Raw genomic sequence first — 14,815 nt, 5'->3', positions numbered from 1 at the left:
GATTCGATTGCGAATCCGGTGATGGATTTTTATTGCCTTTTGAATCTGGATGAATTGCGGCGTGCTTTTTCGACAGACGTTTAAATTCAGCGTTCGAGGGAATGAAAAGTGAAAAACGCCGACAATCAAAGCGCATACGATCTGCAGAAAATCGTCCCTGTCATGGGTGTTTTCCTCGCGCTGTTCGGTGCCGGGATTGGAAACGCACAGGCGGTGTGTACGGCCGCGGGCACGACCGTCACCTGCTCGGGGGCGGCAAACCCTCTCGCGCCGAGCTATTCGAATGCGGGCAACAACCTCACGGTGAATGCCGACGCGACCAGCAGTATCGGTGTGCTGCTCGGGCTTGGCGGCACCGCGTTGACGCTGACCGGCAACAACGTGACGCTGAACAATGCCGGCACGATCGATCCGTCGCTGCTCGGACTGCTGAGTCTGTTGTCGAGCGGCACGTCGATCGGTAACGCATCGGCCAGCACGGTCACCGTGAATAACAGCGGCACGATGAAGGGCACGTCGGGGTTACTCGGCCTGAACCTCAACAATCTGACCGGCATGGCGCTCGCGGTGCAGAACGGCACCGGCGGCGTATCGAACATCACGAACACGGCGACCGGCACGATCGGTTCGAGCGCGCTGCTGGGCGTGTCGCTCGGCACCGGCGATCTTCCTGCGGTCGCGATCTACGGCGGCGGCCAGGTCAACTTCGTCAACAACGGCACGATCAACGGACGCGTCGCGTTTCAGGCGTCGGGCACGCCGGGCACCGGCAACACGTTCGAGAACAGCGGCACCATCACGGGCAGCGTGTCGATGGGTGCGGGCAGCACCAATAAATTTACTGCGGACACGGGTTCGACGGTGACCGCGGGTCTCGGTGCGTCGGGCAATCTGCTGGGCGTCGTCGGGTTGTCGCTCGGCTTCGCGGCGGCGGGCAACGTAGACGGCGGCGCGGGCGGCAACAACACGCTGGTGCTGCAGCAGGCCGGCGGCGGTCCCGCCACCGGAACGATCTCGAATCCTAACTACATCAACTTCCAGCACCTGAACGTCAACAGCGGCACATGGACGGTGAGCGGTGCGTCGACCGTGGCCGATGCGACGCTCAACGGCGGCGTCGCGCTCGCGGACAATGCGGCGTCGTTCGGTGCCGGCACGATCACGGGGAACGGTGGCGGTCTGGGCTCGGCATCGGCGGGGCTCGGCATCGGCAATGCGATCACGCTCGGCGCGGGTGGCCTCACGGTGCAGGGCACGAACACGCTGACGCTGTCCGGTGTGATCAGCGGCAGCGGTGCGCTGACGAAGAGCGATACCAGCGCGGTCACGCTCACCGGCGTGAACACATATGGCGGCGGCACGAACCTGAACGCGGGCTCGCTGATACTCGGCAACGCGAATGCGCTGGGGACGGGCGCACTGAACGTCGGCGGCGCAGGAACGCTCGACACGAGCGCCGCAGGCCTCACGCTCGGCACGCAGATCAATCTCGGCGCAGCGGGTAATACGCTGACGCTCGGCGGCAGCAACGCGCTCACGCTTGCCGGCACGATCAGCGGCGCGGGCAATCTCGCGAAGAACGGCGCGAGCACGGTCACGCTGACCGGCGTGAACGCGATCGGCGGCAGCACGACCGTCAACGCAGGCACGCTCGCGCTCGGCGCGGGCGGCACGCTCGGCGCGAACGCGGCGCTCAATCTCGGGGGAGCGGGCGCGACCTTCGACATCAGCGCATCGGGCGCGGACCAGACTTTCGGTCAGCTGCTCGGCACGGCGGGCAACCTCGTGCTCGGCGCGCACAACGTGTCGTTCGGCGACGCGACGAACCAGACCTTCGGCGGCACGATCAGCGGCACGGGCGGCATCACGAAGCTCGGCACCGGCACCGAAACGCTGACCGGTCCCAACACCTTCACCGGCAACACGACGATCCAGGCGGGCACGCTCGCGCTGTCCGGCGCGGCGAGTCTGCCGATAACCGGCGCGGTGAATCTCGCGGGCACCGGCGCGACGCTCGACATCAGCGCGTCCACTGCCACGCCGACGATCGGCGAGCTGACCGGCGTCGCGGACACGACGGTCGCGCTCGGCGCACACACGCTGACCTTCGGCGACGCAACCGACCAGACCTTCGGCGGATCGATCACCGGCACCGGCGGCATCGTCAAGCAGGGCGCGGGCAAGGAAACGCTGACCGGCGCGCACACGTTCACCGGCGGCGCGACGATCAACGCGGGCACGATCGCGCTCGGTGGCGGCGGCAGCTTCGCGGCGACCACGGCGGTCTCGCTCAATGGCGCGGGTGCCACGCTCGACCTGAGCGGCGCGACAGCCAACCAGACGATCGGCGCGCTGTCCGGCATCGCGGGCTCGACGCTCGCGCTTGGCGCGAGCATGCTGACTTTCGGCGACGGCACGAACCAGGCATTCGGCGGCGCGATCACGGGCACCGGCGGCATCGTCAAGCAAGGCAGCGGCACGCAGACGCTGACCGGTACGAACACGTTCAGCGGCGGCGCGACGGTCAACGCCGGCACGCTCGCGCTCGGCGCGGGCGGCAGTCTCGCGGCGAGCGGTTCGGTGAATCTCGCGAACTCGGGCGCGGGCTTCGACATCAGCGCATCGGGCGGCAACCAGACGATCGGTTCGCTCTCCGGCGTGGGCGGCACGACGGTCGGACTCGGCGCGAACTCGCTGACGTTCGGCGATAACACGAACCAGACATTCGGCGGCTCGATTGCGGGCACCGGCGGCATCGTCAAGCAGGGCACCGGTACACAGACGCTCACCGGCGCGAGCACGTTCACCGGCGGCACGACGGTCAACAGCGGCACGCTTGCGCTGTCGGGCGCGGGCAGTCTGTCGGCGAGCGGCGCGGTGATTCTCGCGGGCGCGGGTGCCGGGCTCGACATCAGCGGATCGACGGGCAACCAGACCATCGGATCGCTTAAGGGCACGGCGGGCAGCACGGTCGCGCTGGGCTCGAAGTCGCTGACGTTCGGCGACGCGACCGACAAGACTTTCAGCGGCACGATCGGCGGAACGGGTGGCATCGTCAAGCAGGGCAGCGGCACCGAAACGCTGACGGGCGCGAACACCTATACCGGCGGCACGACGCTGAACGCAGGCGGGTTGATCGTCGGCAACAACTCGGCGCTCGGCACCGGTGCGTTGACGGTCGGCGGCGCGGCGACGCTCGACAGCAGCACGGCGACGACGCTCGGCAACGACGTCGTGCTGAACGCGGGGCTGACGGTCAACGGCACTAACGACCTCACGCTGAACGGCTCGATCTCGGGCACCGGCAGCCTGACCAAAGCCGGCGCCGCGACGCTGACACTGAACGGCACCAACACCTACACCGGCGGCACCAACATCAACACAGGCACGCTCGCGCTCGGCGCGAACGCGAGCCTGTCGGCGAACGGCGTCGTCAATCTGGCGACGGGTGCGACGTTCGATCTGTCGGCCGGTAGCGGTCAGCAGACGTTCGGCACGCTGGTCGGCGGCGGCACGGTGAATCTCGGCGCGAATGCGCTCACGCTCGGCGATGCGACCAACGGCACGTTCAGCGGTTCGATCGGCGGCACCGGCAGTCTCGTGAAGACCGGAAGCGGCACCGAAACGCTGACGGGTGCGAGCACCTTCACCGGCGGCACGACGATCAACGGCGGCACGCTCGCACTCGGCGCAGGCGGCAGCCTCGCGGCGACCGGCGGTCTGACGATCAACGGTCCGAACGCAGGCTTCGACATCAGTGCGTCGGGCGCGAACCAGACGATCGGCGCGTTGAATGGCAACGGCGGCACGGTGACGCTCGGCGGCAACAACCTCACGTTCGGCGACGCGACGAGCCAGATCTTCGGCGGCACGATCAGCGGCACGGGCGGCATCGTCAAGCAGGGCAGCGGCAAGGAAACGCTGACCAGTGCAAACACGTTTACCGGCGGCACGACGATCACCGACGGCACGCTCGCGCTCGGCGCGGGCGGCAGCCTCGCGGCGACCGGCGCAGTGACGCTGGGTGGCACGGGTGCGACGTTCGACATCGGCGGTGCGACGGGCGGCCAGACGATCGGTGCGCTGTCGGGCACGGCCGGCACGGTCGCACTCGGCGCGAACAACCTGACCTTCGGCGACGCGACGAACCAGACCTTCGGCGGCAGCATCACCGGCACGGGCGGCATCGTGAAGCAGGGCGCCGGCACCGAAACGCTGACCGGCGCGAGCACGTTCACCGGAGGAGCGACGGTCAACGCGGGCACGCTCGCGTTGTCGGGTGCGGGCTCGCTGTCGGCAGGGACCGACGTGAACCTCGCGGGCCTCGGCGCGGGTCTCGACATCAGCGGCGCGACAGCCGCGCCGACGATCGGCACGCTGACCGGCATCGTCGGCACCAGCGTGACGCTGGGCGGCAACACGCTGACGCTCGGCGGAGCAACGAGCGGCAACTTCGCGGGCACGATCGGCGGCACCGGCGGCATCGTCAAGCAGGGCACCGGCACCGAAATGCTGACGGGCACGAACACGTACACCGGCGGCACGACGATCAACGGCGGCACACTCGCGTTGGGTGCGGGCGGCACGCTCGCGGCAGGCGGCGGCGTGACGCTCAACGGCGCAGGGTCGGGCTTCGATATCAGCGGCGCGCTCGGCGGCCAGACCATCGGTGCGCTGGCCGGCACCGGCGGGACGGTCACGCTCGGCGCGAACAACCTGACCTTCGGCGACAACACCGATCAGACGTTCGGCGGCGGCATCGCGGGCACCGGCGGGATCGTCAAGGACGGCAGCGGCACGACCACGTTGAACGGCGCGAGCACCTACAGCGGCGGCACGACGATCAACGCGGGCGGTTTGATCTTCGGCAACAACACGGCGCTCGGCACCGGCGCGCTGACCGTCGACGGCGCGGCGACGATCGGCGGCAACTCGGCTACGCTCGGCAACAACGTCGTGCTGAACGCGGGACTGACTGTCGCGGGCGCCAACGGCCTCACGTTGAACGGCAGCGTGTCGGGCACCGGCGGTCTCACGAAGACAGGCAACGGCACGCTGACGCTCGGCGGCGCGAGCACCTTCACCGGCGGCACGACGATCGACGGCGGCACGCTCGCGCTCGGCGCGGGCGGCAGTCTTGCGGCCAGTGGTTCGGTGACGTTGGGCGGCGCGGGCGCAAGTCTCGACATCAGCGGATCGACGGGCGGTCAGACGATCGGCGCGTTGTCGGGTACAGCAGGCACGGTAGCACTCGGCGCGAACAATCTGACGTTCGGCGACGCGACCAACCAGACCTTCGGCGGCGGCTTCACCGGCACCGGCGGCATTGTGAAGAACGGCACCGGCACCGAAACGCTGACCGGCACGAGTGCGCTCACCGGCACTACCACCGTCAACGCAGGCACGCTCGCGCTCGCGGGCGGTGGATCGCTCGGCGCGGGCACCAATGTGAATCTCGCGAACGCGGGTGTGTCGCTCGACGTGAGCGGCGCGACCGGCACGCCGACCATCGGCGCACTGAGCGGCGGCGCGGGCACGAACGTGTCGCTCGGCGCGAACTCGCTGACGCTCGGCGGCGGCGCGAACGGCAGCTTCGACGGGACGATCGCGGGCACCGGCGGCATCATCAAGTCGGGCGCGGGCACGCAGACGCTCGGCACCGCGAACACGTACAGCGGCGGCACGACGCTCGCGGGCGGCTCGCTGGTGGTCGGCAACAGCGGCGCACTCGGCACCGGCGCGGTGACGGTGAACGCGCCGTCGACACTCGATGCGAACACGGCGGTCACGCTCACGAACCCGCTCAACCTGAACTCGACGGCCACGCTCGGCGGCACGCAGAACGTCACGCTGTCCGGCCTCGTGTCGGGCACCGGCGGTCTCGTGAAAAACGGCGGCGCAGAGCTGACGATCACCGGCAACAACACGTTCAGCGGCGGCACGGTGATGAACGCGGGCACGCTGACGCTCGGCAACGCCGGCGCGCTCGGCACCGGCGGTCTCACGCTGAACGGCGGCACGGTCAATGGCGCCAACACGAACATCGCGGTCAATTCGCTGAACGGTGCGGCTGGCGGCACGCTGAATCTCGGCACCGGCAATCTGACGATCAACGGCGGCGGCACGTATGCGGGCGTACTGGCCGGCACCGGCGCCGTGACCAAGACCGGCAACGACCTGTTGACGCTGTCGGGTAACAACACCTACAGCGGCCCGACGACAGTGACCGCCGGTACGCTGGCGGTGAACGGCTCGGTGGCGAATTCGACGGTGACCGTGCAGACCGGTGCGACGTTGACGGGTGTCGGGACGATCGGCGGGCTGGTCGTGCAGACGGGCGGCACGTCGTCGATCGCGCAGCCTGGGCAGCAGCTGAACGTGACCGGCAACGTCGCGTTCCAGCCGGGCTCGACGTACCAGATCGCGGCGAACGCGCAGCAGCAGGCCGGCGTGGTCGCCGCGGGCGGCACCGCGCAGATCGGCGGCGGCGCGGTGCAGGTGCTGGCCAACCAGGGCACCTATGCGCCGTCGACGCAGTACAAGATCCTCTCCGCAACCAGCGGCGTGAACGGCACGTTCAGCGGCGTCACGTCGAACCTCGCGTTCCTCACGCCGTCGCTGAACTACGACGCGAACAACGTGTACCTGCTGCTCGCGCGCAACTCGGTGCAGTTCACGCAGGTCGCGGTCACGCCGAACCAGCGCGCGGTGGCAGCCGCGCTCGGCACGCTGCCGGCGAACAGTGCGGTGGCGTCGGCGCTGCTGTCCACCGATGCGCCGACCGCGCAGCGCGCGTTCTCCACGCTCGACGGCGAACTGCATGCGAGCACGAAGACGATGCTGCTGCTCGACAGCCGCTATCTGCGTGACGCGGTGACCGACCGTCTGCGTGAAGGACTCGCGCCGACGTCGGGGCCGCTGTCGTCGATGTCGGCGGGCTCAGCCTTGTGCGACAGCAGTCTCGGCCAGGGTGTGCTGCAGCAGAACGCGAACGATCCGGGGCATCGCGGTTCGCGTGACGCATGCGTCGACAGCCGGCCGTACAAGCCGGTCGTGTGGGCGCAGGCATACGGTGCAAGCAGCAAGCTCGCGGGCGACAACAACGCATCGGGCATCGACCGCAGCACGACGGGCTTCGTCGGCGGCGCGGACATGGCGCTCAACGATACGTGGCGCGTCGGTGTCGCGGGCGGCTTCGCGCACAGCTCGCTCGACAACGATCTGAGTTCGTCCGCATCGATCGACAGCTACCACGTCGCGTTGTACGGCGGCGCGCAGTACGGCCCGATCGGCGTGCGGCTCGGGACGTCGTACACGTGGAACGACATCAGCATGGACCGTTACCAGAACTTCGCCGGCTTCACGGATCACAACGGCTCGAGCTACAACGCGCAGACCGCGCAGGTGTTCGGCGAAGTGGGTTACGCGATCCCGTTCCAGCGCTTTGCGATCGAACCGTTCGCGGGCCTGGCCTACGTGAACCTGCATACCGACGGCTTCACCGAAAACGGCGGCGGTGCAGCGCTGCAGAGCGGCACGGATTCCGAGAACGTCGGCTTCTCGACGTTGGGTCTGCGCATCTCGACGCGTCTCGGCTCGATCCCGCAGGCCGCGTTCAGCGCGCACGCGATGGCCGGCTGGCGCCATGCGTTCGGCAACGCGCAACCGACGTCGACGCTGTCGTTCGTCACGGGCGGCTCGTCGTTCCAGGTGACGGGCGTGCCGATCGCGCGCGATACCGCGGTGCTTGAGCTGGGGCTCGACGCGAACGTGACGAAGAACATCACGCTTGGTGTCGCGTATAGCGGCCAGTACGGCGGCGGTTCGCACGACAACGCGATCTCGGGGAATTTCTGGTGGCGGTTCTGAGGGTGGGTTGAACGCGCGTCGGTGGCGCGCGGTTGCAGGGAGGCGTTTGAAGAAAAGGCTGCGCATCCAGGTCGGGATGCGCAGCCTTTTTTTATCGCTCGCCGGTTTGCACGGGCGTTGTCGTGGATGCCGTTGTTACTTGCCGGCCAGCAGACTCGGATCGTCTTCGTAGTCCGACGCGTCGCCGTCGCTGTCGTCCGCATTGCCGCGCGGTTCAAGGTGCGGCGGCACGTACTCGACGAGCCCCTTCGTCAGTTCCAGCGCCTGCCGTTCGAAGAGCCGCCGGTACAGACCGCCATCGATACGGATCAGCCGGTCGTGACTGCCTTCCTCGATGATCCTGCCGCGATCCATCACGAGCAGCCGGTCCAGCGCACGCACCGTCGACAACCGGTGCGCGACAACCAGGGTAGTACGGCCGACCATCAGCCGTTCCATCGCCTGCTGGATCAGCACTTCGCTTTCGCTGTCGAGGCTCGACGTTGCTTCGTCGAGGATCAGCACCGGTGCGTCCGCGAGGAACGCGCGCGCGATCGCGACACGCTGCCGCTCGCCGCCCGACAGCTTCACGCCGCGCTCGCCGACGAGCGTGTCGTAGCCCTGCGGCAGCGACATGATGAAGTCGTGCGCGCTCGCGAGTCGCGCGGCCCGCTCGATGTCCGCCTGCGACGCGCCCGGCCGCGCATACGCGATGTTCTCCGCGAGCGAGCGGTGGAACAGCACCGGCTCCTGCTGGACGATCGCGAGCTGCGCGCGCAGCGACGCCTGCTGCACATCGGCGATGCTCTGGCCGTCGATCGTGATGCGACCGCCGTCGATGTCGTACAGCCGCTGGATCAGCTTGATGAACGTCGTCTTGCCCGAGCCCGAATGCCCGACGAGCCCGATCCGCTCGCCCGGCGCGATGCGCACCGAGAAGTCGTCGTACAGCGGTTTCGCGTGCGCGTCGTAGCGGAACGTGACGTGCTCGAAGCGGATCTCGCCGCGACCGATCGCGATTGCCGGTGCGCCTGGTTTGTCTTCGATGCCGAGCGGCTCGCGTTCGAGTGCGACGAGTTCTTCCATGTCGTTCACCGAACGCTGCAGGTTACGTACATGCATCCCTACTTCGCGCAGATAGCCCTGCAGCACGAAGAACATCGTCAGCGCAAACGTGATGCCGCCGACGCTTGCCTTGTCCGCCGCCCACAACGTCAGCGCCGCGCCAAGAATGGCTGCCTGCATCAGCACCAGCATCGTGCCCTGCACACCGCCGTTCAGCGTGCCGCGCACCCACGTGCGCCGCGTGCGTTTGCTCCACTTGCGGATCACGCGATCGAGCCGCGTTTCCTCGCGCGTTTCCGCGCCGAACGCCTTGACCACCGCGTTGCAGCTCACTGCATCCGCGAGCGCGCCGCCCATCCGCGTGTCCCACGCATTGCCGAGCCGTGCGGCAGGCGCGACGAACCCGAGCGACAGCGCGATCGTCACCGATACATAGATGATCGAACCGACCCCGACGACGAGCCCCATCACCGGCCAGTGAATGCCGAGCAGCACGGTCGCGCCGACCAGCATCACGACCGACGGCAGCAGTGCGATCAGCAGCGTGTCGTTCAGCAGGTCGAGCGCCCACATGCCGCGCGTGATCTTGCGGACCGTGGAGCCGGCGAAGCTGTTCGCGTGCCAGTCGGTAGAGAAGCGTTGCACGCGATGAAACGCGTTCGCGGCGATGCTGCTCATCATTCGCAGTGTCAGCTGGATGATGTTCATGAACATGAACTGGCGCAGCAGCATAGCGGTCACGCCGAGCGAAGCGAGCGTCCAGAATGCCGAGATTGCGGCCTTCCATGCGAGTGCCTTGCCCGCTGCGCCTGACGCAAGCGCATCGACGAGCCGCCCGGCGAACAGCGGCGTGAGCACGTCGGCGACGGCGGCGAGCAGTGCGAATGCGGCGATCGCGCCGGTGCGCACCGGTTGGCGACGCCAGTGGAGGAAAGTGAAGCCGAGGACGTTCTTGAACGCCTGGCCGCCAAGATCGAGTTTTTTGTTAGCCATTTGCCATAGCCCACGACGTGGCGCGTCGCGCGACTATCCCTTCGAGAGTGGTGGACGCCGACAGACGAAGCTGGCCGGCATGTGCCGGCGAAACGAAAAACGGACTGTCGGGAAGCTGGAAACGGCGCGGGCAGTAAAGAAGAGCCTGCGCGAACTGGGACCTATTGGAAAGGTCGGGATGCGTATGGGGGCGACATGGTTGCTGTGTGCATCTGACGCCTCCCTGAACGTTGAAGTGAAGTGATGTGAAGCCGGATTTGTTGCTTGAACTACCGGAAAAACAACATGGGACGAGCGCCCATGCAGCGATTCTAGCAGGCACTTCGTCGGCGTGGCAAACGTCGGTTGCGTGACAGGTGTTCGATGTTGTCGCGCGGAGACAGCGCGCACCTGCGGCGTGCTGCGGCGCAGTGTGAGGGACGGATGAGGCGAGTGCCTGGCAGTACGTGCGACATTTTTCGCGTCGTTCGTGTCACCTCATTCGCGTCACCTCATTCGTGTCACCTATGGGGCGCAGTTTCTCCCAACGGCCTATCGCTTCACCAGACCCAACACATAAACGCAGATCGCTTTGGTCTCGTTAGCGAATACGCACGGCACCGGCAGCCCCAGTTGCAGGCAATCCCCCTTCTTCAGTACATGGGCGATGTCGCCTTCCTCGAACGTCAGTGTCCCCGAGGTCACCCAGATCTGCTGATGCTGGAACGTGAAAGCCGACGTCGGGTAAGCGACTCGCGCGCCCGCGGGCAAGGTGACTTCCACCAGTTCGAGTATTGCGCCGTTCAACGGCGACACCACACGCCGCGTATAGCCGGTTTCCGGATCCTGCCAGAGGGGTTGTGTCTGCGCCCGGCTGATCCGCTGGTCGGCCTGCTCAGCCAGGGCGAGCAAGGTCGAAAGTTTCAGTCCGAAAGCACCCGACAGCTTGCCGAGCACGATGGCCGTCGGGCTCGCTTCGTTGCGTTCGATCTTGCTGATCATCGCCTTCGACACGCCGGATCGTTCCGCGAGTTCAGCCAGGGACCAGTCGCGTCCCGTGCGTTCGGTCTTGATGCGTGCGGCGATGGCGTCAGTCGGATCGCTTGTCACTCGAACTCCTCGATGTGTCAGACAAATATCAAAGCATCGCCGGGCGTCCGGCTGGCTTCACAGGAATACTGCAAATAAAAGGGCATCTTCTTTTTTGGTCGATCATCCACTATAGTAGATTTAAATTGAAATGTGCGCGGCGTGCCGTTTCGAGAATCCACCCGTCCAGCCACTCGATTTGCGACGCATCGGCGCTCGACGCGCCGGGCGCGATTATTCATCAGGAGATCCTTGCTGTGAAAACATCTAAAAGCTATCGCTTCGAAACGCTGGCCGTTCATGCCGGCCACGGAGTCGATCCCACGACGGGCGCGGTGACTGCGCCGATTCATCTGTCTACCACGTTCGAACGCGATGCGGACGGCAGCTATCCGCATGGCTTCCTGTACTCGCGCAACAGCAACCCGAATCGCAACAGCCTCGAAGTGGCACTGGCCGCGCTCGAAGGGGGCGCGGCCAGTGCTGCGTTCGGTTCGGGGCTGGCAGCGGTCACGGCGATCATGCAGGGACTGCAGCCGGGCGACCATGTGATCGCGCCCGCCGATATCTATCACGGCACGGCGAACGTCCTGAAGCATCTGTTCGCGAAGTGGCAGATCGCGACGAGTTTCGTCGATATGACGCGCCTCGATAACGTCGCGGAAGCGATTCGTCCGACCACGCGCATCGTGTGGATCGAAACGCCGTCGAATCCGCTGCTGCAATGCGTCGATATTGCCGCACTGGCCGAGCTTGCGCATCGCGCGGGCGCCCGCGCGATTGCCGACAATACGTTCGCGTCGCCCGCGCTGCAGCGCCCGCTGACGCTCGGTTGCGACATGGTGATGCACTCGACCACCAAGTACCTCGGCGGCCGCAGCGACGTGCTCGGCGGTGCTGTGATCTCGCTGCACGACGATGACGTGTTTGCGCAGATTCGCCAGGCACAACTGCTGGGCGGAGGCGTGCCGTCGCCGTTCGACTGCTGGCTCCTGATGCGCAGCCTGCCGACCCTGCCGTACCGGATGCAGGCGCATTGCGCGAACGCGCGCAAGGTTGCGGCCTTCTTGCATGAGCATCCGAAGGTGTCGGTGGTTCACTATCCGGGGCTGCCGGACGATCCGTTCCATGCGCTGGCAGCGCGGCAGATGAGCGACTTCGGCGGCATGCTGTCGTTCGAGGTGGCGAGCGGCAAGGACGCTGCGATGGCGGTCGCGGGCAATGTGGAGATCTTCGCGCGGGCGACGAGTCTCGGCGGCACCGAAAGCCTGATCGAGCATCGCGCATCGATCGAGGGACCGGACAGCAAGACACCGCAAGGACTGTTGCGCGTGTCGGTCGGCCTCGAGCATGCCGACGACCTGATCGACGATCTGACCCAGGCGTTGGAGCGCGCGTAGCAGGCTGCGATTGTGACGACACATCGACCTCGCATCGCTGGATGGGTAAGCCGCGTGCGCACGTGGCTCATCGACCGGATCGGACCCGTCGCGACGATTTCGCTCGCGCAGCTGTTCGGCACGTCGCTGTGGTTCAGCGCGAACAGCGCAGCCGGTGACCTGATGCACGCGTGGCATGCGAGTGCCGCCGACATCGGCTGGCTGACGAGCGCCGTGCAGGCTGGCTTCATTGCCGGTGCGCTCGGCATATCGATCGGCGGTCTCGCGGACCGTTTTCGCGCGAGCTCGATCTTCGTGTGCAGTGCGATTCTCGGTGCGTTATTCAATGCATGCTTCGCGTGGTTCGCACACGACGTGGCGAGCGGAATGGCGTTCAGGTTTCTGGTCGGCGTGTCCCTCGCGGGCATCTATCCGGTGGGGATGAAGCTGATCGTCAGCTGGGCACCCGAAAGAACCGGGCCTGCGCTCGCGCAACTCGTCGCGATGCTGACGCTCGGCACCGCGTTGCCGCATGCGTTGAAGGTGGCCGGCGCGGATCTGCCGTGGCAGTGGGTCATCGACGCGTCTTCGGTTCTGGCGCTGGCAGGTGCGTTGATGATCTACGCGCTGGGCGACGGTCCGCATCTACGTGTCGACGCTCGTTCCGCGAGCAAGCTGACCGCGTCCACCGCCAGGCCGCCTCACGTACTCGATGCCTTTCGCAATCGCGGCTATCGTGGCGCAGCGCTCGGTTACTTTGGCCACATGTGGGAGCTGTACGCGTTCTGGACGGTGGTGCCGCTGTTCGTGTCGGGCGCTGCGCTTGCTGCTCGCATTCACGCGGGAGGTATTGCGGGGCTATCGTTCTGCATCATTGCGATCGGCGCGCCCGCGTGCTGGTTCGGCGGTGTGCTGTCGCGCCGGATCGGCAGCGCGAAGGTCGCGGCCGGTGCGCTTGCGATGTCGGGGGCGTGCTGTCTGATCGTTGCACTGGGCTGGCGTTTTTTGCCGCCCGTTGCGCTGTTTGCGTTGCTGATTGCGTGGGGCGCATCGGTGATCGCCGACTCGCCGCAGTTCTCGGCGTTGTCGGCGCAGGCCTGTCCGCGCGAACTGGTCGGCAGTGCGTTGGCGATCCAGAATTCGATCGGCTTTGCGATCACCGTCGTGTCGATATCGGCGATTACGCATCTGTACGAGCACATCGGGCTCGACGCCGCCTGGCTGCTATTGCCTGGTCCCATCCTGGGCCTGATCGGATTCGCGCCGGTTCTGCGGCGTTCGGACGTTACGCGGCGCTGAACGGACCGCGTCATACCGCACTCGACAACGCGGACAAACGCTGCTTGCCTTACACGGTTTCCGCCGCAAGCCGGCGGGCCAATGCGCGGAGATGAGCTTCGCTTGTTCCGCAACATCCTCCGAGAATCCTGGCCCCACGCCGATAGAGGGTTGTCATGTGTTCGGCGAACGCCTCGGGATCATCGCCTGCAACGTGCGAGATTTTCTCCAGCTCCTCGGGCGGCAATGCCGATGCGTTGGCCTGCAAGCCCAACACTCTCGCTGAGCCAGGCCATGTCGGGTGGGTCGACGCATCGAGGTAATGAGCCGGATGGACACAGCCGACCTGAAAATGCAGCGGCGGCCGCGTCACGCTCGCGTCGATCCGTGCAACGGCATCTACAAGCGATACGCCATCCGGCAAATAACCGGCAGCGTTGATGACCGGAGCAAGGACGTAAGGCAGCGTCGTCGCGGCGCAGGCCCTGGAAAGGCCGACCAGTTCCCCGGTGCTCGCGAAGGTCGGCGCGTACAGAACGTCGACGCCACTCGCGGCGAGGACCTCGGCCTGTGCCGCATGGTACGCATGGGCGTCGTCAGCGCTGGGCGCACCGGCGGCATCGTAGCCGTCGACCCGAGGGCCGATCACGCCGGCGATATAGACGATCCCCTCCAGCTGAAGCGAGCGACGCAGGTCCTGCAGAAAGACCACCGCTTCCTCATTCACTCTCTTCAAATCGTCAGGCGCCGTGAAGCCCTGCTTGACCAGGCCATCCGGATGGGCGCGCCACGTCGCGGTGCCGACCTGCATCGGGATGTCGTATTGCGCGGCGATGGCCATGTAGCTTTTATAGACGGCTGTCAGCGCACGACGGCCGTCGTCCTGAAACAGTTGTACAAAGCTCGCCGAATCGGGCACCGACAACCCGAACTCATAGACAAGGCGCGTCACGATCGCGCCTTCCGTGAGGATAGCCGGTGCCGTTCTCACGCGTTCCAGAAAGTCCATCGAACTACTCCCAGGTGTGCAGCAGGTTCATCGATCGAACCTTCGCCATGCCCCTCAGTTTAGGCGCCCGTTCGCAGACATTTCAGGGGTGCGGCAGATATTCATTCTTCCATCTGGTGCGGGTAAATCCAGCTTGATGCAATCCGTTGCAAGCCATTTCGATGCTTCGGGTAAG

The 14,815-nt window shown here is 66.3% G+C and carries 6 protein-coding genes; 3 read left to right on the top strand and 3 right to left on the bottom strand.

The window, feature by feature from the left end; translation table 11 throughout:
- Positions 1 to 162 precede the first annotated feature (162 nt).
- On the top strand, positions 163 to 7,869 hold the full coding sequence (locus tag E1748_RS06035) for an autotransporter-associated beta strand repeat-containing protein (RefSeq protein ID WP_166653551.1): 7,707 nt from the start codon (positions 163 to 165) through the stop codon (positions 7,867 to 7,869).
- Positions 7,870 to 8,004: 135 nt separating this feature from the next.
- On the opposite strand, the gene E1748_RS06030 is transcribed toward E1748_RS06035, so the two are convergent.
- Both E1748_RS06030 and E1748_RS06025 read right to left on the bottom strand, forming a co-directional pair.
- A complete protein-coding gene (locus E1748_RS06030; RefSeq protein ID WP_133646216.1) occupies positions 8,005 to 9,906 on the bottom strand; it encodes an ABC transporter ATP-binding protein in 1,902 nt (633 codons plus the stop codon).
- Positions 9,907 to 10,437: 531 nt separating this feature from the next.
- On the bottom strand, positions 10,438 to 10,995 hold the full coding sequence (locus E1748_RS06025; RefSeq protein ID WP_133646215.1) for a helix-turn-helix domain-containing protein: 558 nt from the start codon (positions 10,993 to 10,995) through the stop codon (positions 10,438 to 10,440).
- A 236-nt stretch (positions 10,996 to 11,231) separates the two neighbouring features.
- On the opposite strand from E1748_RS06025, the gene E1748_RS06020 reads away from it, so the two are divergent.
- Together E1748_RS06020 and E1748_RS06015 are read left to right on the top strand one after the other, a co-directional pair.
- Positions 11,232 to 12,374, top strand: coding sequence for a trans-sulfuration enzyme family protein (locus E1748_RS06020; protein ID WP_133646214.1), 1,143 nt, complete (start codon positions 11,232 to 11,234; stop codon positions 12,372 to 12,374).
- Between the two features lie 54 nt (positions 12,375 to 12,428).
- Positions 12,429 to 13,652: an MFS transporter gene (locus E1748_RS06015; protein WP_133646213.1), complete on the top strand. Its 1,224-nt coding sequence runs from the start codon at positions 12,429 to 12,431 to the stop codon at positions 13,650 to 13,652.
- Positions 13,653 to 13,701: 49 nt separating this feature from the next.
- On the opposite strand, the gene E1748_RS06010 is transcribed toward E1748_RS06015, so the two are convergent.
- The gene (locus E1748_RS06010) at positions 13,702 to 14,640 is read right to left on the bottom strand and encodes a homocysteine S-methyltransferase family protein (protein WP_133646212.1); all 939 of its coding nucleotides are present in this window, start codon (positions 14,638 to 14,640) and stop codon (positions 13,702 to 13,704) included.
- Positions 14,641 to 14,815 lie beyond the last annotated feature (175 nt).

The organism is Paraburkholderia flava, from assembly GCF_004359985.1.
Lineage (GTDB): Bacteria > Pseudomonadota > Gammaproteobacteria > Burkholderiales > Burkholderiaceae > Paraburkholderia > Paraburkholderia flava.
Note: the sequence above shows the minus strand (reverse complement) of the source record. Positions and strands in the feature narration are given on the sequence as shown.

Bases quoted from the DNA above. Each gene is read 5' to 3' on its own strand.
- E1748_RS06035 (WP_166653551.1), top strand. From the start codon at position 163: ATGGGTGTTTTCCTCGCGCTGTTCGGTGCCGGGATTGGAAACGCACAG.
- E1748_RS06030 (WP_133646216.1), bottom strand. From the start codon at position 9,906: ATGGCTAACAAAAAACTCGATCTTGGCGGCCAGGCGTTCAAGAACGTC.
- E1748_RS06010 (WP_133646212.1), bottom strand. From the start codon at position 14,640: ATGGACTTTCTGGAACGCGTGAGAACGGCACCGGCTATCCTCACGGAA.